Here is a 21,465-nt window from a genome sequence, read left to right on the forward strand (position 1 = left end):
TCGCGATCGAAGTGACGGCCTACGTTGCGACGTGGCGTACCGCTTCGACCACGGCCGTGAGCATGTCGCAGTCGCCATCGCTGAGCACATCGACCATCAGGGCGGCGATAGCGGCAGCGGCGAAGCTCTTGCGCACCGCGCCTATGGCTGCCCCCATCGTGCCGAGTTTGCGGCCAAACAGGCGTCCGGCGCGTTCAAGGAACGAAAGCTTACCGGCGATACGGTGCACTTCGAGGGCGACCTGCGGCGAGATGCCATCGGCTTCTTCGCGGATCAGTTCGGAGAGGACATCCATGCGGCCGACGTAATACCGGCCAATACCCGTGGTGAACATGACCCAGTCGCGTGCCTGAGCTTGCGGCAACGTCATGATCTCACTGGGATCTTCTTCGAAATCGATAAAGCCCACGCCACGGTCGCCCACGGTGATGTTGCGTGCGAACGCCTGGCCAAGATATCCGCCGTGCCGATGCAGCTCGCCGATGGCGTGCGCGGTCTGCCGCACCAGGATATCGGCGTCGTTCGCGCTTTCCAGGCGTTTCAGCCGGTGTGCCAGGGTAGGGCCCATGTCACTGAGGATGAGGCTGCGCGGGCCTTCGCCAAGAATGCGCGGGACCGGCGCGCCGCAGGCGCGAAGGGCTTCGATTCGTCGTGATTCGACGCGCTTGGCATCTTCGCCGGCGTGACGTGGCGGGGAGCGGAGCGCATCGAGCTCCAGGCGCGCCGCAAGGCTGTTCCAGAGCCGGACAAGGGCAGGGCGCAGCCAGCCATCCGCTTCGTATCGTTTGAGCCAGGCGGTGCGGCCGCCCAGGGAAAACCGTTGGACCATGAGTGAAACTCCATGCGTGCCGGATTTCCCCGCGCCCCCGCGCTGTGGTCTGCCCGTCACGCCACGAGACATGTGGCGGCTATGCCGCTCTCCCCCCGTAAGCTAATTGTAAGCTTTGCAGTACAGCAATTCGACCCATCCGTCGGTATGGGCTTTGCCTGCCGTAAGGAAACCGTTAAGGAAGAGCCCGTCTCCGGCATCTACTGCGCCGAATCGGCAAGAGTGCGAATTACGCCTTCGCGCACTCTTGGCGCGGCCGCGACAGATTCTATGGTGGAGGTTCCGCCGCCTACCCAGCGGCCGCGCTCCAGCGAGGTCGTGCATGCGTCCGCCTAACGCTCCCCCGGTGATCGAGATGCGCGGTGTGGGCAAGGTGTTCCTGGCCGGCGCCATCGAGAATCACGTGCTCACCGATATCCATCTCGCGGTCGCCCGTGGCGAATTCGTGGCGATTGCCGGCCCGTCGGGGTGCGGGAAAACCACCTTGCTGTCGCTCATGGGCCTGCTGGATCAGCCAACCCGGGGCGAGATGCAATTCCTTGCCCAGCCCACGGCTGGGCTCGGACGCCGGCAGCGCGCCTTCCTGCGTAACGCGCACGTGGGCTTCGTCTTCCAGGCGTTCAACCTCATCGCCGACATGACGGTGGCGGAAAACGTGGCGTTGCCGCTGACGTTTCGCCCGGGGATAGGGCGCCGCGAGCGCCTGGAGCGCGCCGCTCACGCGTTGGCGAGCGTCGGCATGGCGCATCGCATGGGGCATTACCCAGGGCAGCTCTCGGGCGGCCAACAGCAGCGCGTCGCGGTGGCGCGAGCCGTGGTGGGCGAGCCCGCGATCCTCCTGGCCGATGAACCGACGGGCAACCTCGACTTGCGCAATGGCGAAAATGTCATGGCCTTGCTCGGTCGGCTGCACGCGGCCGGTACCACGATTTGCATGGTTACCCATGACGATCGATTCAGCGCCGCCGCCGACCGGACCGTACGCCTGCTCGATGGCCGCGTGGTGGATGAGGCGACGTTCCACCAACGGCAGCACGAAGCGGAGTGCGGTCTGGATGAGCGGCGCACGATGGAAATTTTCCCATGAATGAGCGCACGGCCAGCGTGTTGCGCGCCTGCAGGCGGCTGTTCCAGCGGCCAGGCCATGTTGTGCTGGGCGCCACCACGCTGGCCCTCGCCGTGGCCACGTTCTTTGCCACGTTTACCCTGATCGATGCATTGCTACTGACGCCGCCGGCTTTCGGCCACCACGCCGACGTGGTTCTTTACGGTGAGGTTGTCCGCCCGGCATCGCCCCGTAGCTTGTCCATGTCCCTGTACGACGCTACGGGTTCCCCGCAAGGCGTTCTCTCCCGTGGCCTGGCACGTAGCATCGAGCGCGCGAGCGTTCGCAGTGGCCCGCATGCAGGGTTGCTCACCGTCCAGCGGGTGGATCCGGGCTTCCTGCCGACCCTTGGCGTGACTCCTTCGGCTGGGACGCTGGCGCTGGAAGCAGGAGGCCGCGACGGCGTCGCACTGTCATGGCGGCTCTGGAGGGCATGGTTCGGTGGCGAGCCGAACCTGACCGGTCGCACGGTTGTCGTCGATGGGCGCACGCTTCCCATCGTAGGAGTTCTGCCACCGGCGTACCGCTTGTTCGACGAAGTGGACCTGTTGCTTCCGTTGCGGCTCGTCCCGGGCGCGTCGGCAAGCGTACCGAACTACCTGGCCCTCGCGCGGCTTGCGCCGGATGTGTCCCCGGACGGCCTTGTCGCGCATTTGCGAAGCGCCGCACCGCCTCACGGTGGCGGCGCGAACAGGGGTCGCTTCGGTGCCACCTACATCAACGATGCCCTCACTCAGGTGAGTGCGCCTGGCCTGTGGTTCTTCCTCGCCTGTGCCGTGCTCGTGCTCGCCACGGCGGCCGGTAATCTTGCCAATCTCATGCTCGCCCGTGCGCTCGCGCGCAGCCGTGAAACCGCGCTGCGCAGGGCACTGGGGGCGGGCTCATGGGGAACGTGGGCCCCGGCGGTCATTGAGGCCGGAGTGATCGGCGCCGTGGGCCTGGGGGCGGGTATGGTGCTGGGCTACATGCTCGTCCGGTCGGGCGAGAGCTACATTCCCGATGGCTGGCGCGTCAATGCGGGGGAACTCCCCATAGGCTGGCGCGTGTATGTCGCAACGGGGATCGCCGCACTCGCCACTACGGCGCTTGCCGCGATCGGGGGCACGCTGCACGAACATGGCGATGCCCTGCTGAGGACGCGAGGCGCGGGAGGCTACCCATACAACGAACGGGTGACGGCGCGTGCCATCAGGGTGGCGATGGTGCAGATGCAACTGGCCCTTGCCACGGTGCTTCTGTCCTTGTGCGTCGTACGCGCCATGCAGGTCTTGCGCCTGGAGGATGTGGCACCGGGCTTCGATGCGACAGGCGCCGCGGCCGCGCGATTCCGCCTGGATTCCACTCATTTCGACGCGGTGACGCTGGTAGCGCAGGCGGCGTGGGCGATCGCCCGGCAGACGACTGAGTTGCCGGGCGTGGCCAGCGCGGGTGTGACGACCCAGCTCCCGACAGGAACCAGCTTCAACGTGGCGTTCGCCGGCACCGATGGCAAGCCGATGGAAACGCAGTTCGCCCTGGCGACGCCCGGTGCGCGTGCTGCGCAGGGGCTGCATTTGCTGGCTGGGCGCGACATCACCAGCAGCGATTCGGCGGATGCACCCGCGGTCGCCGTAGTCAATCGCGCATTCCTCGCCGCGATGCCAGGCGCAGGCCTCGGTACAACGATCCGCAAGGTTTCCCGCAGCCTGGGAAACCGTGAACTACGCATCGTGGGCGTCGTGGCAGATACACGTGATGCTGGCCCCGCCGACGCACCGCGCCCCTGGGTCACTGTGCCGTTCGCACAGCTTCCGGGTGCGGAGTTTGCCGCCTATCGCAGCTTGCTGTCGTATTACGTCGTGGTGCGTGGAACCAGCGACGCCGCCGCGGCGAGCATGGACCTTAATCCCGCGGTGCGGGCCGTTGCTCCCTGGCTGGTGCTTGAGCGCCCGCAATCGCTCGCGCGGGCCTGGCACGATTCGCGTGCCGGGATGGAGCGCGACACGTGGCTCGCGACGCTGTTTGCCAGCCTCGGCTTATGCCTCAGCCTGGTCGGCTTGTATTCGGCGCAACGTGTCGAGGTGGCTTCACGGCACAGGGATCTTGCCTTGTGCGCCGCGCTGGGAGCGACGCCGTCGGATTTGCTGGGTATGTGCTTTGCACGCGGTGTCGCGCGCGGAGCACAGGGTATTGGCCTGGGGCTTGCGGCGGCGTTCGCCTGGAGCCGATGGCCGCCTGCCGCGCTCGCCCCCGATGCGCATTTTGATATGGCCGCTGCGCTGGTCGTCGCCGTGGCGATGTTGTTCATGGCGTCGGCCGTCGCCCTGTCACCTGCCTGGCGATCGGCGGCCACCGCGCCGTTGTACGTGATGCGAGACCACTGAGGTACATCCCGTGAACAGCCCTCCCACCCATGCTCCGATCCTCATCATCGACGATCACGCCGACATACGGCTGGCCATGAGCATGCTGTTGCGAAGCGAAGGCTTCAGCGTTGTCGAGGCCGCGTCCCCGGAGTCCGCGTGTGCGATCGCGGCGAGCCAGGCGTTCTCCTGTGCCCTGGTCGATCTGAACTACACCGCGGACACGACCTCCGGCCACGAAGGACTTGCACTGGTGGCCCGCTTGCGCGAGCTGGCGCCAGGCATGGCGCAGGTGGTGATGACCGCATGGGGAAGTATTGACCTGGCGGTGCAGGCGATGCATCGGGGTGCCGCGGATTTCATCGAGAAGCCATGGAACCGCGACCGTTTGCTGCATACGCTAAGGGCACAGCTGAACCTGCATGACGTGAGCGAGGAGAACCGCCGACTGCGCGCGGAATGCGCACTCCACCGAGCTGGAACGGATGGCGTGTGCATGACGGAATCCTCCGCCATGCGCCGCGTGCTTGAACTGGTCGATCGTATCGCCGCCGGTGATGCGAACGTGCTCGTGCTGGGTGAAAATGGTACGGGAAAGTCCATGCTGGCCCGGGACATCCACGCACACTCCCCTCGCGCCCTGTGCCCTTTCATCCGGGTCGACATGGGTAGCCTGCCCGAAGCGCGGTTCATGGACGACATGTTTGGCGACGAATCGTGGCAGCGGCCCGGTCGCTTTGAACTCGCGCACCGTGGCAGCCTGGTGCTTGAAGAGATTTCCACGATTCCCGTGTTCCAGCAGGTGAAGTTGTTGCGTGTGCTGGAGGAGGGTGAGCTCGAGCGGCACGGTTCCGGGTTGACCCGGCGGGTAGATGTGCGGGTTATTTCCACGACCAACACCGATCTGGAAGCAGCGGCGCGGGCGAGCCGCTTTCGCCTGGATCTTCTCTACCGACTCAATGCGATGCAGGTGCGGCTGCCCGCGTTGCGTGAACGTCAGGAAGACATCATCCCTCTCGCGCGCCACTTCCTGCTCCGCGAATGCCGAAGGCTCGGGCGCGATGCCGCCCGGCTGTCACCATTCGCCGAGCGCGCCATGCGCGCTTACCCTTGGCCGGGCAATATCCGCGAACTCGAGCACACGATCGAACGCGCCGTGCTGGCGACGACAGGAGGCGAGATCGACCTCGATGCGTTGGCGTTGCAGCGCCAGGACGATGCCCCGCTCCTGCTCGATCGCATCACACTGCCGGAGGCAGAGGAGTTGCTGATCCAGCAGGCACTCGAGCGGAACGACAACAACCTGCAGCGTGCGGCCGACGCCCTCGGCATTTCGCGTCAGTCGCTTTATCGCCGCCTCGACAAGCGGCGTTTGAAAGATCCTTTCGAATCGGTGGAGTAAGGAGCAGGCGTCGTGGCTAGCGATCCACCGCCGCTGCCGAGCTTTGGCCCCACCCCTGCACTGGGCGCCGCGCTTTGGGCGCTGGGTTTCATTGCCCCGGTGACCGCCGCCGCCTTCGCCGTCGCATGGGATCCGGCGGCGCCACCGCTTGTGCGCGCCGTCTTGCTCGCATCAGGTGTCGGCGGCTCACTCCTGGTCGGGTGGATTGGCGGCCGGCGTATTCTTGAGTCGTTGCGAACGGTCTCGGATTTGTTGGGTGCGCTTCGGGAAGGCGACTATGGCCTGCGCGGCCACGTCCGTCCGGGTTACGACCCGTTGCAAGGGCTGATCGCGGGCGTGAACGAACTCTCCGATGAGCTACGCCATGGTCGCCTCGCACGCACGGCGGCATCGCGCTTTCTTGGCAAGACACTGGTCGCATTGCACAGCGCAGTCATCGTCGTGGATGGCGAAGGCACCATTCGCTTGATCAACCCGGCCGCCAGGCGCCTGGTGGGTGCCGAGCGCAAGGCTGTCGTCGGCATGGCTCCGGCCATGCTGGGTTTCGCCGAGGCGATGGACGCTCCTGATGGCAGTGTGTTCGCGCACCGCTTTCCCACGGCGACCGGCCGTTGGGCGGTGCGCCGTGCTACCTGGTACAGCGAAGGTCGCCAGCACACGCTCGTTATGCTCCACGACCTCAGTTCCGTACTCAGCGAAGAGGAGCACCGCGCATGGCAGCGATTGGTGCGCGTGTTGAGCCACGAATTGAACAACTCGCTCACGCCCATCGGTTCACTCGCCGATACGCTCAGTCGGCTGGTTGAGCGGCACGGAGCGGATATACCCCAGGTCGAGTTGCATGCCGGCCTGGAAGCCATTGCGCGGCGCTCGGGTTCGCTCGCGCGTTTCGTGGGGGGATACGGCATGCTGGCTCGCCTGCCACCGTTGTCCGTGCAGCCGTTCCGACTGGACATCGCGCTTTCGCGCCTGGCGCAACTGGAGCGGCGCGTGCCGGTGGTTATCGACGGCCGGGTTGCCCTGTGCGTGCATGGCGACGAAGACCAGCTGGGCCAGGTGTTCATCAACCTTATGCGCAACGCGGCGGAATCCGCCTTGCTAACCGGCGGTGGCGTGCATATCGACTGGCAGGCCGAGGCCGGCGAGGCCTGTATCCAGGTCGTGGATGAGGGCATAGGGCTCCCGGTCAGCGATTCCTTGTTCGTGCCGTTCTTCACGACCAAGCACGAAGGATCCGGCATTGGACTGAGCCTGGTGCGGCTCATCATCGAAGCCCATGGGGGAACCGTCGGGCTTGCCAACCGTACCGATGCGCGTGGCGCTATTGCGACGGTGCGGTTAAAGCTGGCCACGTGACCAGGCGTCCGGAAGCGGACAGGGCTGTCCGCTTCCGGACGCGCCGCGTGACCGGAATCGGACCTCGGTCGTGGAAAGGTCCCGCATGCGGCCATCCGCAGCTTTCGAGGCGTGGCAAACCGATTGTGCGCGAAACGCGGAGCAACCTAGATTCGCCCCGCACACGCACTTCCGGCGTTGCGCACGCACCGGTCAAGGAGACCTCCATGCATCCGATTCTCTTGCTCCAGGGTCTCGACACGAGTGGCCGGGAAGTACCCGGCATCGAAACCAACCTGGGAAGCTCGTATAGCGGCGCGGGTTGCATCGCGGGCCCCGCCGATTCGGGCGAAGGGTAACGGGGCACTGGCTCACGAGCGGTACGAGAGGCGCCCTGTGCCCGGTTCCCACCTGGCACAGGCGCTTTGTCAGTCAACGGGAGGCAGAGGCTCCCGTACCGGCGTCCGGGCCGGTACGGGGCCTGGGCCCGCTCCGGACGAGGATAGGCACCGCATGGAGCGACACAGGCAGTTGTGGGCATACACCGCGGTGGATGCCGAATTTTTTGAACCGTACGCCCGCCACCCCATCGCGCCCGACGATTTCGCAGACATGGTGGGCCGCCAGCTCCCCGCGGGATGGACGTTGCAGCGCTCAGGCCCATGGCTCCAGGCGCAGCCACCGGCGTGCCGGCTGCCCGTCCAGGGCTGGAAGATTCACGTGGCATCGGTCGCGGCGACCGCAAGGATCGTGCTTGCGATCACGACCGCGATCCTCGTGGCCAACGACGTGGCGTTCAAGTTCGCGGGTGACCTCCGCCTGCTCGGGGCGATCAATGGGAAGCGCTGGCCAAGGGGCGGGGCAGGGAAATTCGTCACGGTCTACCCCGCCGACCTGCGGATGTTTCATCGGATCCTGGACGATCTTGCCGAGGCACTGGGCGGTTATGTGGGCCCACACGTACTTACGGATCGAAGGCACCCCCACTGTCCCATCGTGTCGTACCGATATGGGGGTATGTTGAGCGACTATCGGGTGGATGGTCGCGGGCGCCGGGAGTGGCTCCTGCGTCGGCCGGATGGCGGCACGGAGCCGGATGATCGCGAGCCACGTTACCGCGTGCCCGATTGGCTCGCCGACCCCCTGGGTAGTGAGGCAGGCGGCGATGGGGATGCCCCGTTGCTATGCCGCGGCCGGTTCCGGCCCCTTGGGGCCCTCGCATTCTCGGCGGCGGGTGGCGTCTATATCGCCGATGATCTCTACGAAGGGCGCCGCGTGGTGATCAAGGAGGCGCGTCACTATATCGGCGCCGCCGAACCGGCGACGGCCAGCCTGCGCAAGGAGTTCAGGCTACTCCGCCGGCTGGCCCCGCACGGCGTAGCACCACGGCCCATCGCCTACTTTCGCGAATGGGAGCACAGCTTCCTTGCCGAGGAGTTGCTCGAGGGTGAGACGCTCCGCCTGTGGCTGGGGCGTCGCTATCCAGCGCTGCGCATCGAGCCATCGCGCGCCGACGTCGCCGCGTACTTCGACGACCTGTGCCGTGTGTTCGAATCGTTCGCCGCGGCACTCGATCGCGTGCACGGTGCAGGCATCTCGGTGGGTGACCTGTCATTCCACAACATCATCGTCGACGCTGCGGGTAGCGTGCGACTAATCGATCTGGAGACGGCGGTCGAACACGACTTCGACACGGTCGCCAATGCATGGACGCCAGGTTTCGCTTCACGCCATGCATCGCGTAGTACGCATGGTTCGGCCGTCGCATCCGATCGGTATGCCTTCGGTGCCAATCTGTTCGCGGCTTGCGCGCCGGTGAATGCGCTGCTCGCGCTTGACGCCGGTGCGTTGTCCCGCTTCCTGGCGCAGTTCGTGGAAGACCTGGGGTATCCGCAGGCATACGCCGACATGGTGGTTGCCCTGACTCATCCCGATCCGCTGCGCCGTCCCGACCCCGTAAAGGCCATGGCGACGTTGCGCGAAGCCGTCGTGGCCATGCCGCGGGACACGCAGCCGGTGCCACACCGGGCCCGGCCTGGCGTGCCCGCACCAGGCACCGGTGAGCGTGTACTTGCCTACCTGGAGCATCAGGCCCTGGCGCCACGTCACGACCGCTTCGTGCCAGCAGGGCCTGAAATCTTCGAGTCGCACCCATACGGCGTAGCGCACGGGGCAGCCGGCGTGTTGCACGCGTACCAGCGGCTCGGGATGCGTGCCCCATCCAACCTGCTGCCGTGGCTTTGTTCCGGCGTGCGGGGCCAGCGTGAACTGGGTGGGGGCCTGATGGGCGGCGCAGGTGGCATCGCGTGGACATTGTTCGACGCATGCGAATCCGACCTCGCCATGACCCTGCTCCGCGGCACGCCACTGGAGGGCGCGGTACGCGAGGACCCTGGGCTCGATGACGGTATCGCGGGCTGGGGCATGGCACGGCTGAAAGCGTGGCTGGCTACCGCCGAACGGTCGTGCCTGGCGGCCGCTTGCGAGGCTGGCGCGCTGTTGCTGGCGCGCGCTGAGGTCAGTAACGGCCTGTTGCATTGGCCAGTCGGCGAACGGCAGCCTCTGGGCCTGGGCTACGGGGCAAGTGGCATCGCCCTCTTCATGCTGCATCTCCACCTGGCGACCGGTGAGGAGCGTTACCTCGACGCATCGCGCCGTGCGCTCGATTTTGACCTGGCACAGGCCGTGCCGGGGATCGATGGGACCAGCTCCTGGCCGGCGTGGGTCGGCTCGGGCACGGTATTGCCTTACCTGCGCGAAGGGACGGCCGGCGTACTCGCCGTCGCCGCCAGGCTCTACGCATGCACGGGAGACGCGCGCTACCGCCAGGCGATCGTCGCTACCGAGCGAGATCTCTTCCGTAGGCATGCGATTCGCCCCGGTGTGTTCGATGGCCTGGCCGGCCTGGGCGAAACCCTGCTCGATCTTGCCGTGTTCGTGCCCGACCGCGCGGCGCTGTACATGGACCATGCTCGCAGCGTTGCATGCGGGATCGAACCGTTCCTCCTGCCTCGCGATCAGGGCTTCGCCGTGCCGGGTGCCGAACTGGCACGCGTTTCGTGCGACCTCGCCACGGGCAACGCAGGCGTCGGAAGCTTCCTCCTGCGTCTCACGCAAGGCGGCGCGGCGTCGTTCATGCTTGACGAGGCCATGCCCGCCGCCACGCAATCGCGTTGCGTGGCGGCATGAGCCGCTACAGGCGGAACTTCGCCTCCGCCAGCCACGTGCGCGAGGGGTAAGGGTAATACACGTAGTAACGGCGGTTGGTCAGGTTATCCACACCCACGCTCAGCGCCACATGCTCGCTCACCGTCCAGCCGACCTTCGCATCGAAGGTGAGGAAATCGCTGGCGCCACCGAACGTATCCGGATCGATATCGCTGTGGTCGAGTGTGTTGTACTGCCGGCCGGAATAGCGGCCGGCGAGCGTCAGCGCGACGCTTTCGCTTGCGTGCATCGTCGCGACCAGGTTGGCCCGCCAGCGGGGTATGCGATAGAACTGCTTGCCTTCGGACGCCGGGTTGCGGTGGTTCCGTACAGTCGTCGCCTGTGTATAGGCGGCATTGGCCGTGAGATCGAGCCAAGGCATGAAAACGCCGGTGCTGTCGTAACTCGCCTCGGCGCCGCGCGTGCGAACCAGGTCGACGTTCTGCACGCTGGTGACATTGGGAAACACCGTCGTATCGGTCTGGCTGAAAAGCGTATTGCGCGTATCGCTGCGGAAGACGGTAAACCGCGTCACGCTGTTCCGCCGGTACCATTCGGCAGAGAGCTCGCGCGAGAGATCGTTCTCTGGCTTAAGGTTCGGGTCGTTGTTGACCAGGCTTATGCCGTTGAACGTACCCTGGAACAGCTCGTTCACGGTGGGGAAGCGGTACGCGCGGGCGCCTGACAAGCGCAGCGTCAGCGCATCGCTGGCCGCATAAGCCAGCGATACCTTGGGCGACGTGTGTGTTTCCTTGCGTTCCGGGTAGCCGGTGCTGGCCGTCGCCGTCGCGCGGGTCCCGTTGAAGGCTCGCCACTGCTCGTAGCGCGCACCCGCCGTCAGGCGCCACCGTTCGGCCAACTGCCAGGCATCCTGTACGTAGAGCGCCTGCGTCTGCGTGCTCCCGCCATTGGATGTCGTCAGCGCGCCTGCATCACCGCGACGCCATGCGTCGAGTGCGTACGTTGCGTTATCCAGCCGGTAGCCGTCGTAGTGGTAACCAAAGCTCACGGTGTGCGTGTTCGGGGCCATGCTGTCGGGCGTGTGGCTCGCCCGGATATCCAGGGTGCGCCAGCGGCTGCCATCGCCCGCGGTCAGCAGGCCAGGGCCGTCATACGTCACACCACTCGCCGTGCGGTCGCGGTTCTGGTCCATGTCGAAGTACGACACGTTGCCCTCCACGTTCCAGCCCGTATCGCGGTGCGTGCCGAGGGAAAGGCCGTACAGGTAATTGCGGCTTTGTCGCGTCGACGGCGCAAAGAAGTTGGTAGGAAGCGTGTACTGGCGGCCATCAATACTTACCGGTCCCGACCAGACAGGGTTGCCGGTCGCATCGCGCAGGAAGGTATCCGTACGGTGCGACAGGTCCTGTTTCCAGTAGCCCAGGGTGGCTGCGGCCGTGAGCTCGGGCGTCACGTCATAGGTCAACCGCGCATGGGCCTCGTCCTGGCTCGTCGCTTCCTGGCCTTCGGCATTGATGCCGAGCACTTCGCGTGGCAACCCGGTGGCCCCGGTGTCACCGATCGCGCCAGTGACGGGGCGGTTCACGCCCACGGTGGTGGAACGATTCTGCACGGCATAAACCAGCGGCTGCCCGTTGGACTGCAGGTGAGACACACCTATCAGGAAGGCGAAGCGCCCGCTGCGATCGCCGATCGTGGCGCTCTGCTTGCTGCCGCCGTAGTCCCGGTCCACGCCATAGGTATGGACATGCTGGGTGAACGCCTGGACATCGCCGGTGACTTCGAGCCTGTCGGGCATGCGCGTGGTCATCACGACCGTCGCGCCAATGCTGTTACCGGGGTACAAGGCCGAGTAGGCGCCGTAGATGACATCGATACGTGCCAGGTTCTCCGCGAAAGCCATGGACCAGCGTGGTGGGTTCGCCCAGTTATTGCCGAGCAGGTTGGAGAGCAGCAACCCATCGAGGTACACCAGCCCGCGAGCGCTTTGCTGGTTGCTCGTGCCGCGTACGGAGAAGGTGGCGTTCTCGTCGCCGACGAAACGCTTGCGGATACCGAAAGCGGGCAGGTACTTCAGCGCGTCCTCGGTATTGACGATGTTCAGCCGCTCCAGCTTCGCGGGCGTGATCGTCTCCACGGCGGCCGGCATGTCGGGATCCACCGCCGTTCCGTGGCTGGTCGCGGAAACCCGCACTTCGTGCAGATTGGTCGTGGGGGGCGGAAGATCGGGCGTGCTGGTGGCGTGCGCGGCAAACGTGCCAGCGCTTAAGGCGCAGGCGATGGCGCGCGCCAGCGCGCGTCCCTCGTTGGAAAGGAAAGGCATGGGGTCAAAGTCCGTAGGTCGGTGGCGTACAGCGGGATCGATGGCGATCAGGCGTGCGCGGCGACCGGCGGACCTCGTGGGTGGGTGTGGAAGATGGTTTGCGGGCTGAACGCGCGGTTGGGGGGCGTCAGCTCAAGGCCATCGAGGGAAAGTACGGGTACCCCGCCGGCGTGAATGGCACCCGCCAGGCCCGGGTGGTGCGCGAACAACGTGCAGTAGCCGCAGGCGGCACCGCCATCGTCGTGCGCACCTGCACCCTCGTCGCCATGATGAGGGGCATCGGCGGCTTCGCACCACGCGCCCAGGTCGGGGAAACGCCACGCGTCGATGCGCGAGAGCGTGGGGGCGAGCGCGGCGAGCCAGACGGCGACCAGCGCCATCCATCCCCACCATCGTTGCCTTGCCGCGCTACGACGCACGTGGCGTCCCCTCTTGCAAACCCCGGACCCGGGTCCAGGGATGATGGCACGGACCGGGGTTAACGGAATGCGACACGGTGTCGCTCCCCGCCGACCTGCGGTGCTTACGTACGCCTGGCGGCCGCCGGATCGGGCAACGGCGGCACGGCCGGTGGCGTGGCGACTGCGGGCGGTTCGCGCAGGCACAGCACGATCAGGATGGCGACCGTGCCAACGCAACTGGCGAGCAGGAAACCATCCAGGATCGACAAGGTGTACGCCTGCCCGCGGATGGCGGCAGCTACCAGCCCGGCGCCGCGCGCCTCGGCCGTACCGGTGCCCTGCGAAAGGTGCCCCACCGCGGTGGCATAGGCATTGAGGCGCGCATCGGTCAGCGGGGAATCCCCCTGCACGTGCTGGCCAATCAGGTTCGAGTGGTACTGCTCGGCCTTGCGGGTGAAGGAGATGATCAGCGACGTACCCAGCTCGCCACCGAACAAGCGCGCGGTCTGGATGATCGCGCCAAAGGTAATGCCGTCGGTGGGCCCCACGTGGTGGGCAAAGAAGTAGACCACGGCCGTGAGCTCCAGCGTTTCACCCACCGCCTGCAGGAGTAGCGCCACCTTGAAGTCACCTTCGGCCCACTCGGAAGTGATGCCGGTGGCGAGGAGAAAGCCCGCCGTGGCGATGGCGAAGCCAACGCCGATGGCAAACCGGGCATCGATCCGGTTGAGCAGCCACGCGACCGTGGGCGCGATGATGAGTTGGGGCAGGGCTACCCACAGCAACGCGTTCCCCACCTCGAGCGGGCGGAGGCCGCGCACCTGGATCAGGAAGTTGGCCACCAGCGTGTTGCTGGATGTGACCAGGAAGCGTGTGCACAGTACGAGCAGGATGCACAGCATGACGTTACGGCGGATAAGCAGGCCAAAATCGACGCTCGGCGCAGGCAGCGTCGTCTCGTGCAGCAAGAAGAGGCCGAGGGCAATGATGCCTGCAGCAAGCACGCCCACGATGAATGACGACGAGAACCAATCGAGCCGGTCGCCCTGGTCCAGCGCTATGTAAATCAGGGTAAAGCCGATGGCGCCTGTGACCATGCCGCGGAAGTCGCCACCGCGCAGGTAATCCCAATCGATGGGGATGCGGCGCAGGCCGAACCAGTAAAGGAACAGCATGGGGATGGCGACCAGCGTGTTCTGCCAGAAGATCCACGCCCACTGCACGTGCTCGACGTACCAGCCCTCGAGGGAGCTGGCGACGTTGAGGCCAAGGATGATGTTCATCGCATACGCGGCCAGGCCCCATGGCCATAACGAACGTGGCAGGCTCAGCAGGATGAACGAGGCGGTGAGCGGAATAAACGTGCCGGAGCCTAGGCCGGCGATGCATTGCAGCACCAGCAGGCTACGCAGGTCCGGGGCGAAGGGTATGAGGAATTCGGCGACACCGTACGCGACGCAGCCGGCCAACAACACGCGCCGCGGGCTGAAGGCGCGGCCCAGGAATATGGCCAGGGGGCCGATGAACATTTGTGATGCGGCAAATGCCGTCGGAATCCACGCGCCCTCGTCGAACCCCGCGCTTACGGCGCCGCGCACGTCGGAAAGGCCGATCGAGGTCAGGCGTGAGGTAAGCGTGGTGGCGATGGCGCCAATCAGCACCGCCACGATGCCAAGCCAGGGCAACGGTGACGTGGCGGGCGCTTGCGCCGTAGGTGCGGCGACGGCGTTCATGGAGTGACCGACGCGCTGGCCTCGGGCTGGCGTGGCACGGGATCCCCCTCTTTCCAGCCACCGCCCAGCGCCTTTACCAGCGAGATCGCCGTAAGCAGGCGTTGCTGGTCGTTCTGGATCGTGGCGCGCTGGCTGGCCAGTGCCTGCCGTTCGGAATCCACGACTTCGAAGTAGCCGGCCAGGCCGCGGTCGTAGCGCGAACGCGACACCTTGGCAGCAGCGGTTGCGGCATCGACGGTGGCAGTGAGTGCGGTGCCTTGTTCCTGCAGCCACGCACTGTCGCTCAGCGCATCCTGCACCTCGCGGAATGCCTCGATACCGTCCTGCCGCCAGCGCGCGTAAGCGCCGCGATAGGCGGCCTGGGCGGCTTCGAGGCGGGCCTGGTTGCGGCCCCCTTCGAAGATCGGCAGGTGGATCGAGGGACCGATGCCCCACAGGCGGCTATCCCGCGCCGTCAGGTCGCCCACATCGTTGCTGGACAAGCCGGCGGAGGCGGTGAGTTGCACCGATGGGAAAAATGCGGTGCGTGCCACGCCGATGCGGGCGCTTGCCGCCGCCAGTGCGCGTTCATCGCTGGCGACATCGGGGCGCCGCGTCAGCAGGGTGGACGGCACGCCGGTGGGCACATCCGGTACCGTGGGAGTCCATGTCCGTGGCACGACATGGAAGTCGGGCGCATCGCGCGCCTCCAGCACAGCGAGCGCATGTTCGAGGTTGTCGCGGCGGCGGTGTGCATCAGCCAGGTCGGCGCGGGTCTGGGTGAGATCAGCACGTGCACGCAGCACATCCAGGTCACCGACCACGCCTGCGTGGGCACGGCGATCCGCCAGTTTCAGCGCGTCCTCGCGCAGGCTCACCGTCCGCACGAGTACATCGATGTCGCGATCGGCGCTACGCAGGGAGAAGTACGTCGATGCCGTGGTCGCGGAAAGGCTGAGCCGCAGCGCGGCGATGGTATCGGCGTTCGTTTCCACATCGGCCTGCGCCGCTTCCACACTGCGACGAACGCGGCCCCACAGGTCTACCTCGTAGGACACATCCACGGGTACCCGGTATAGCGTCGTCTCAAGTGCGGGCAGGGCGTTCGACACGGTGCCAGAGGTGCGGCCGCGCAGGTACAGCGGGTCGAGCGACACCTGGGGGAACTCATCCGCACGAGCCACCCCAAGCAGGGCACGGGTCTGGTCGTATCGCGCAAGCGCACCGGCCAAGTCCTGGTTGGCCGCGAGCGTCGCCTCGATGTGCCGGTCCAGCTCAACATCGCCGAACAGCGACCACCACGGGCCCGGCAACTCGCCCTGGCTCATTGGCGGGTGCTGCCACGCGGCCGGCGCCGGCCGTTCCGGGCGCTTGTAATCAGGCCCCAGCACGCAGCCGCCAAGCACCACGGCGCACAGCACGCACGCGGCGCGCGCCAGCGTCACTTCGTGTCCCCCGCGCGGATCTTCACGATCGTGGAAAGACCGGGCGGCAGGCGCTCACGGTAGCGACGCAGGTCATCGTCGCTGAAGAGAATTTTCACCGGTACGCGCTGGACCACCTTCGTGAAGTTACCGGTAGCGTTATCCGGCGGCAGCAGTGCGAACTGCGAACCCGAGGCCGGTGCGATGCTGTCGACATGGCCGATGAAGGTGATGCCGGGCAGGGCGTCCACCGTCATGCGCGCCTCGGTGCCGCGCTTCATGCCGTGCAGCTGGGTTTCCTTGTAATTGGCGACCACCCAGACCTGGTCGGATACGATCGCGAGCAAGGTCTGGCCCGCGCTGACCCGCGCGCCTACTTCCACGGTACGGCGGCCGACGTACCCGCTGACCGGCGCGATGACCTTCGTATAGCCATAGGCAAGCTGTGCATCGTGCAACGCGGCCTCACCGGTCGCGACCTGTGCCCGGGCAGATTCCAGCGCCGCTTCGGCAGCCACCTTGGCCGCCTCGGTGCTGTTCTTGTTCGCCTTCGCCGAATCCGAAGCGGCGCGTGCCGCGTCGTATTCCTGTTTCGAAATGCCGCGCGGCGTTTCGTTCACCAGCTCGCTGGCGCGGGTGAGGTCGAAGCCGGTTTTCTTGACGGTGGCATCCGCTGCCACGATGGCGGCCTGGGCCTGGGCGATCTGGGCCTGGGCGCTCGCCACCTGGCCGTTTGCGCGATTGATATCCGCGCGCGCCTGCTCCACGCGCACGTCAAAGTCACGCGTATCCAGCAACAGCAGGGCATCGCCGGCCTTCACGTGCTGGTTGTCATCCACGTACAGCGCCGTGACCGTGCCGGTGACACGCGGTGCGACCGGATGGATGCGCCCGGTGACATACGCATCGGTGGTCGTTTCGGTGCGATCGAGCCACGCGAAGAGCAGCACGACGAGGGTGCCGATGACCAGCAGGGCACCAATGATGCGTAAGGCGACTTTCATGTGGGCCACAACCCTCGTTCGGTCCCGCCACGCTGCCACCCGCACGAAGGGCTGGCTTGGAGATCCTTGTCCGTTCGAGCCCGCGGTTTCCGTGCCCTACCGCCGCGCGTATAGTCCTCGCCGACCCCACTGCCGGAATCTCCCACGATGCGCTTTCGCCCGCTTGTCGCGTTGTTGTTGCTCGCCGGCGTTTCCGGCGCATCTGCTACCGATCTGGTGGTATCCGCCGCCTCCAGCCTGACCGATGCCTTCACGGCCGTAGGCAAGGCCTATGAGGCGAAGCACCCGGGTACCCATGTCGTGCTGAACTTCGCCGCCTCGGACGTGCTGCTACGCCAGATCACCAGTGGCGCACCGGCGGATGTGTTCGCCTCCGCCGACCAGGCGGCCATGGACAAGGCGGCAGCCGCCAAGGCCATCGATCCGGCGACCCGAAAGGATTTTGCCGCCAACCGCCTGGTACTGGTGGTACCACATGATAGCCAGGCCGCCATCCATGGCCCGGCCGATCTGAAGGCCGCTGGCGTGAAGCGCGTGGCCTACGGGGACCCGGCGTCGGTGCCGGTCGGCCGGTACACCCAGGCCGCGCTTGAGCAGCAGGGCTTGTGGGAGGCGGTGTCGGCCAAGGGCGTGCTGGCGCAAAACGTGCGCCAGAGCCTGGATTACGTGGCCCGCGGCGAGGTGGATGCCGGCTTCGTGTTCGCGACCGATGCCGCCATCATGAAAGACAAGGTGAAGGTGGCTGCCACGGTTCCCACGCCCAAGCCGATCACCTACCCGATCGCCGTTGTTGCCGGTTCGAAGCAGCCTGGAGACGCGGCCACGTTCGAAGCCTTCGTGCAGTCGGCGGAAGGCCGCGGCATCCTGGCCGGTTTCGGCTTCGAGGCGCCGTAAGCAGCACGTGGGCTCGCTCTGGGTGCCACTGCTGCTCACGCTGAAGGTCGCCCTGTGGGCGACCGCCCTTAACCTTGTGTTGGGCGTGGCGGTGGCGTTTGGCCTTTCGCGCTGGCGATCGCATGCGCGCGAGGTGGTCGACGCCATCCTGACGCTCCCACTCGTCTTGCCGCCGACGGTGCTGGGCTACTACCTGCTGGTGCTCCTGGGCCGTCGCGGCGTGTTCGGCGCGTGGCTGGATAGCCTGGGCATCGCGTTGGTCTTCACCTGGCAGGGGGCAGTCATCGCCTCCACCCTGGTGGCATTCCCATTGGTGCAGAAGGCGGCGCGCGCCGCTTTCGAGGCCGTCGATCCCCAGTTGGAAAACGCCGCACGGGTACTGGGGCTGCGCGAAGCGGCGGTGTTCTTCCGGGTCTCGCTGCCGTTGGCCGCGCGGGGCATCACCGCAGGCGCGCTGCTGGCATTCGCCCGTGCCATGGGCGAATTTGGCGCGACCTTGATGATCGCGGGCAACTTGCCCGGGCGCACCCAGACACTCTCCGTTGCGATTTACGCCGCCGTACAGGCGGGCGACGACCGTGGCGCGGCCGTGATGGTGGCGGTCACGTCGGTGACGTGCGTCGTCGCGCTGCTCCTTGCCGGCTGGCTGGCGCCGGATCACCAGCGCCGGAGCCGCCCATGAGCGTGGATATCGCGATCCGCAAGGCCTTGCGCGATGACGAGCGACATTTCGACCTCGATATCGCATTCGCTACGGATGCCCGCCGCATCGTGATGTTTGGTCCCTCGGGGGCTGGCAAGAGCCTTACCCTGCGTGCCATGGCTGGCTTGCTTCTGCCGGATGCAGGTCACGTACGTGTAGATGGCCATACTTTGTACGACGCCGGGGCGGGCGTGGCGTTACCGCCGCGCGAACGCGGCGTCGCCTACGTTTTCCAGGACTACGCCTTGTTTCCGCACCTGACCGTCGCGCAGAACATCGGCTTCTCGCTGCATCGCGGGTGGCTCAATCCCGCAAGACGCGGGCGCGATGCGCGCGTAAGCCACCTGCTGGATCTGTTCGAACTGGGCGGCGTGGCCGACAGTTACCCGGCGCGCATCTCCGGGGGGCAGCGCCAGCGCGTGGCGCTGGCGCGGGCGCTGGCGGGCGAGCCACGGCTCGTACTGCTTGATGAACCGTTCGCCGCGCTGGACCCTGCCTTGCGCGGGCGCATGCGGGCGGAGCTGCTGGCGCTGCAACAGCGGCTGGATCTGCAGTTGCTGGTCATCACCCACGACCCCGCGGATGTCGACGCCCTGCAAGGGCATACGATCGAGATCCGCGATGGCCATGTCGTGGCGTGAACACCGGAAGCAAACCGGCTCGGCTATCATCGGCCCCCATTGTGTCGGGGCGGATCAACCGTTGAGAGAGCCAAGCCAGACCAGCCCGGGCAAGGCCATGGCCGCCCGCGCCCTGAAGTACGGCATCACGCTGGCCATTGTCGGTGCGGCGGCATTCCTGTTGCACCGTTACATCGCGAAGATGGCATGGCATGACGTGCGCGATGCGCTCACCCGCATTCCGCATTGGCACGTGTTGGGTTCGATCGGCGCGGCGCTGACCAGCTGGGCCTGCCTCACGGCCTACGATGTGTTCGCCGTGGAAACGGTGGTGCCTGGCAAGGTGCCGATGAAGATGAAGATCTTCTCCGGGGCCACCACCCATGCCATCTGCAATGCGTTGGGGTTCCATGCCATCACCGGTACGGCGCTTCGCTACCGGATGCTTTCCACGCAAGGCGTGCGCGCCGCCGATGTGGCCCGCGTCGTGGGATTGGTCGGATTCGCCGTCGGCATGGGCTTTGCGGCGGTCACCTGTATCGCACTGGTGCTGGAGCCTTCGATCGCGAACGAGTGGGGCCGCTGGCTTGGCATGGGCCTGGTCGTCGCGTTCGTGCTGTTGCTGCATTGGCTGGCCGGCAAGCACGATGAGCTGAAGGTGTGGAAGTTCACCACGCCCGTGCCTTCCGCACGTTCGGCCGCTGCGCAGATCCTGTTTGGCATCGTCGAAATGGTCGCCGCCATTCTCACGATGTACCTGCTTTTACCTCCGGAGATCGCGGGCAGCTTCCTCGACTTCGCCCCCATCTACGTGGGCGCGGTACTCGCGGGCATCATCAGCAATACGCCCGGCGGTATCGGTGCCTTCGAGGCGCTGACCCTTGCGGCGTTTCCGCAGGAGCAACGCGCGCAGGTGCTGGCGGCGCTGTTGGCCTACCGGGTTATCTACGGCTTCGGGCCGTTTATCCTTGCGTCCATCGCGTTGGGCGGGTTCGAGTTTCGCCGGCGCACACGGAAGACTGCATGAAGGCTCTTTTCGCTATCGCCTGCGCCGCACTGCTTGCCGGCTGCGCGTCGCAGCATGCCCGCCGTACCGATGTGCTGTTCTGGAACCAGCCCCAGCGGGAAGCCAATTTCCGCGCGATGGAAACGCAGTACGCGAGCAACGTGGTCAAGCACGGCGTGGCGCACCCCTTGCCATCCGGCCGGCCCATCGCACCGGTGCTGGACGACGGCACCACGCTCGACGCCTACATGACCGCGCATCACGTTGCCGGTGTGATGGTGGTACAGGATGGCAAGGTACGCCTTGAGCGTTATGGCCTCGGGTCCGATGCGCACACGCGCTGGACGTCGTTCTCGGTCGCCAAGTCGTTTACGTCCACGCTCGTGGGTGCCGCGTTGCGCGATGGCAGCATCCAGTCGCTGGATGACAAGGTCGTGCGCTACATCCCCGAACTGGCGGTGGGCGCGTACCGGGACGTGACCGTGCGCCAGTTGCTCACGATGACCTCGGGCGTGCGCTGGAACGAGGATTACAGCGATCCGCATTCGGATGTCGCGCAGATGTACGAAGGCCGGCGCGTGCCGGGTGAGCCCCTGCTCGTCACGTACATGGCACCGTTGCCCCGCGAATTTGCGCCCGGCGAGCGCTGGGTCTACAAGACCGGCGAAACCGATCTCATAGGCATCCTGGTCAACCGTGCCACGCACAAGACACTCGCGGCCTACCTTTCCGAGAAAATCTGGAAACCGTACGGCATGGCGAATGATGCGCTGTGGCTGAAGGATGATATGGACGGAACGGAAGCCGGTGGCTCGGGCGTCTCAGCGACCCTGGGCGACTACGCCCGACTGGGCCAGTTCCTGCTGGATGGCGGGCGGGCCGGTGGCCACGCGGTGCTCGCGGATGGCTGGCTGGCCGATGCCACGAAAAAGCACGCCGATATCGGCATAGCCGGCCGTGGTTACGGCTACCAATGGTGGACATGGGATAACGGCGCGTTCGCAGGTATCGGCATCTTCGGCCAGTTGCTGCACGTTGATCCGGCGCGTCATCTGGTGATCGTGCAACTGGCGGCATGGCCGGTTGCCACGGACGATGCGCAAGCCATGGCGCGCAGCGATTTCGTACGGGCGGTCACCCGGGCGGTCGACGCCGACCGGTAGGGGGTACAATCCACGCACCCCTCCCCAGGCCTCC

17 protein-coding genes are annotated in these 21,465 nt (G+C 66.3%); 11 read left to right on the forward strand and 6 right to left on the reverse strand.

Annotated features, from left to right (window positions below; all coding sequences use genetic code 11):
- Nucleotides 1-19: 19 nt before the first annotated feature.
- Nucleotides 20-829 carry a BUD32 family EKC/KEOPS complex subunit gene (locus L2Y97_RS00790; protein ID WP_247431685.1) on the reverse strand — a complete coding sequence of 270 codons (810 nt, stop codon included), beginning with the start codon at nt 827-829 and terminating at the stop codon, nt 20-22.
- Nucleotides 830-1,151: 322 nt separating this feature from the next.
- Here L2Y97_RS00790 and L2Y97_RS00795 point away from each other — a divergent pair, with 322 nt between their 5' ends.
- The 6 genes from L2Y97_RS00795 to lanKC all read left to right on the forward strand — a co-directional run bounded on the left by L2Y97_RS00795 (nt 1,152) and on the right by lanKC (nt 10,202).
- On the forward strand, nt 1,152-1,916 hold the full coding sequence (locus tag L2Y97_RS00795; protein ID WP_247431688.1) for an ABC transporter ATP-binding protein: 765 nt from the start codon (nt 1,152-1,154) through the stop codon (nt 1,914-1,916).
- A complete protein-coding gene (locus L2Y97_RS00800) occupies nt 1,913-4,297 on the forward strand; it encodes an ABC transporter permease (RefSeq protein WP_247431691.1) in 2,385 nt (794 codons plus the stop codon). Before L2Y97_RS00795 ends, L2Y97_RS00800 begins: the two co-directional genes overlap by 4 nt.
- Nucleotides 4,298-4,307: 10 nt before the next feature.
- Nucleotides 4,308-5,678: a sigma-54-dependent transcriptional regulator gene (locus tag L2Y97_RS00805; RefSeq protein ID WP_247431693.1), complete on the forward strand. Its 1,371-nt coding sequence runs from the start codon at nt 4,308-4,310 to the stop codon at nt 5,676-5,678.
- 12 nt (nt 5,679-5,690) lie between these two features.
- Nucleotides 5,691-7,034, forward strand: a complete 1,344-nt coding sequence (locus L2Y97_RS00810; protein ID WP_247431696.1) for a sensor histidine kinase — start codon at nt 5,691-5,693, stop codon at nt 7,032-7,034.
- Nucleotides 7,035-7,240: 206 nt separating this feature from the next.
- The gene (locus L2Y97_RS22330; RefSeq protein WP_256452067.1) at nt 7,241-7,372 is read left to right on the forward strand and encodes a hypothetical protein; all 132 of its coding nucleotides are present in this window, start codon (nt 7,241-7,243) and stop codon (nt 7,370-7,372) included.
- Between the two features lie 154 nt (nt 7,373-7,526).
- Nucleotides 7,527-10,202, forward strand: a complete 2,676-nt coding sequence (lanKC, locus tag L2Y97_RS00815) for a class III lanthionine synthetase LanKC (protein WP_247431699.1) — start codon at nt 7,527-7,529, stop codon at nt 10,200-10,202.
- 4 nt (nt 10,203-10,206) lie between these two features.
- On the opposite strand, the gene L2Y97_RS00820 is transcribed toward lanKC, so the two are convergent.
- From L2Y97_RS00820 to L2Y97_RS00840, 5 genes are all read right to left on the reverse strand, one after another.
- Entirely contained in the window at nt 10,207-12,504 is a 2,298-nt protein-coding gene (locus tag L2Y97_RS00820) for a TonB-dependent receptor (protein WP_247431702.1), read from the reverse strand.
- A gap of 47 nt (nt 12,505-12,551) precedes the next feature.
- On the reverse strand, nt 12,552-12,884 hold the full coding sequence (locus L2Y97_RS00825) for a DUF2946 family protein (protein ID WP_247431704.1): 333 nt from the start codon (nt 12,882-12,884) through the stop codon (nt 12,552-12,554).
- Nucleotides 12,885-13,027: 143 nt separating this feature from the next.
- On the reverse strand, nt 13,028-14,638 hold the full coding sequence (locus tag L2Y97_RS00830; protein ID WP_247431707.1) for an MFS transporter: 1,611 nt from the start codon (nt 14,636-14,638) through the stop codon (nt 13,028-13,030).
- Entirely contained in the window at nt 14,635-16,062 is a 1,428-nt protein-coding gene (locus tag L2Y97_RS00835; protein WP_247431710.1) for an efflux transporter outer membrane subunit, read from the reverse strand. Before L2Y97_RS00835 ends, L2Y97_RS00830 begins: the two co-directional genes overlap by 4 nt.
- Nucleotides 16,059-17,045 carry an HlyD family secretion protein gene (locus L2Y97_RS00840; protein WP_247431713.1) on the reverse strand — a complete coding sequence of 329 codons (987 nt, stop codon included), beginning with the start codon at nt 17,043-17,045 and terminating at the stop codon, nt 16,059-16,061. Before L2Y97_RS00840 ends, L2Y97_RS00835 begins: the two co-directional genes overlap by 4 nt.
- Before the next feature lie 147 nt (nt 17,046-17,192).
- On the opposite strand from L2Y97_RS00840, the gene modA reads away from it, so the two are divergent.
- The 5 genes from modA (at nt 17,193) to L2Y97_RS00865 (ending at nt 21,431) form a co-directional block, all read left to right on the forward strand.
- Nucleotides 17,193-17,939: a molybdate ABC transporter substrate-binding protein gene (gene modA, locus L2Y97_RS00845; protein ID WP_247431715.1), complete on the forward strand. Its 747-nt coding sequence runs from the start codon at nt 17,193-17,195 to the stop codon at nt 17,937-17,939.
- A 7-nt stretch (nt 17,940-17,946) separates the two neighbouring features.
- On the forward strand, nt 17,947-18,621 hold the full coding sequence (gene modB / locus L2Y97_RS00850) for a molybdate ABC transporter permease subunit (RefSeq protein ID WP_247431718.1): 675 nt from the start codon (nt 17,947-17,949) through the stop codon (nt 18,619-18,621).
- Nucleotides 18,618-19,283: an ABC transporter ATP-binding protein gene (locus L2Y97_RS00855; RefSeq protein WP_247431721.1), complete on the forward strand. Its 666-nt coding sequence runs from the start codon at nt 18,618-18,620 to the stop codon at nt 19,281-19,283. Before modB ends, L2Y97_RS00855 begins: the two co-directional genes overlap by 4 nt.
- Nucleotides 19,284-19,344: 61 nt before the next feature.
- Nucleotides 19,345-20,289 (forward strand): lysylphosphatidylglycerol synthase transmembrane domain-containing protein, encoded by a 945-nt coding sequence (locus L2Y97_RS00860; RefSeq protein ID WP_247431724.1) that lies wholly within the window; start codon nt 19,345-19,347, stop codon nt 20,287-20,289.
- Nucleotides 20,286-21,431, forward strand: a complete 1,146-nt coding sequence (locus tag L2Y97_RS00865; protein WP_247431727.1) for a serine hydrolase domain-containing protein — start codon at nt 20,286-20,288, stop codon at nt 21,429-21,431. The genes L2Y97_RS00860 and L2Y97_RS00865 overlap by 4 nt, the downstream gene beginning before the upstream one ends.
- The last annotated feature ends 34 nt before the right edge of the window (nt 21,432-21,465 follow it).

Source organism: Luteibacter aegosomatissinici, assembly GCF_023078495.1.
In the GTDB taxonomy this organism is placed as follows: Bacteria; Pseudomonadota; Gammaproteobacteria; order Xanthomonadales; family Rhodanobacteraceae; genus Luteibacter; species Luteibacter aegosomatissinici.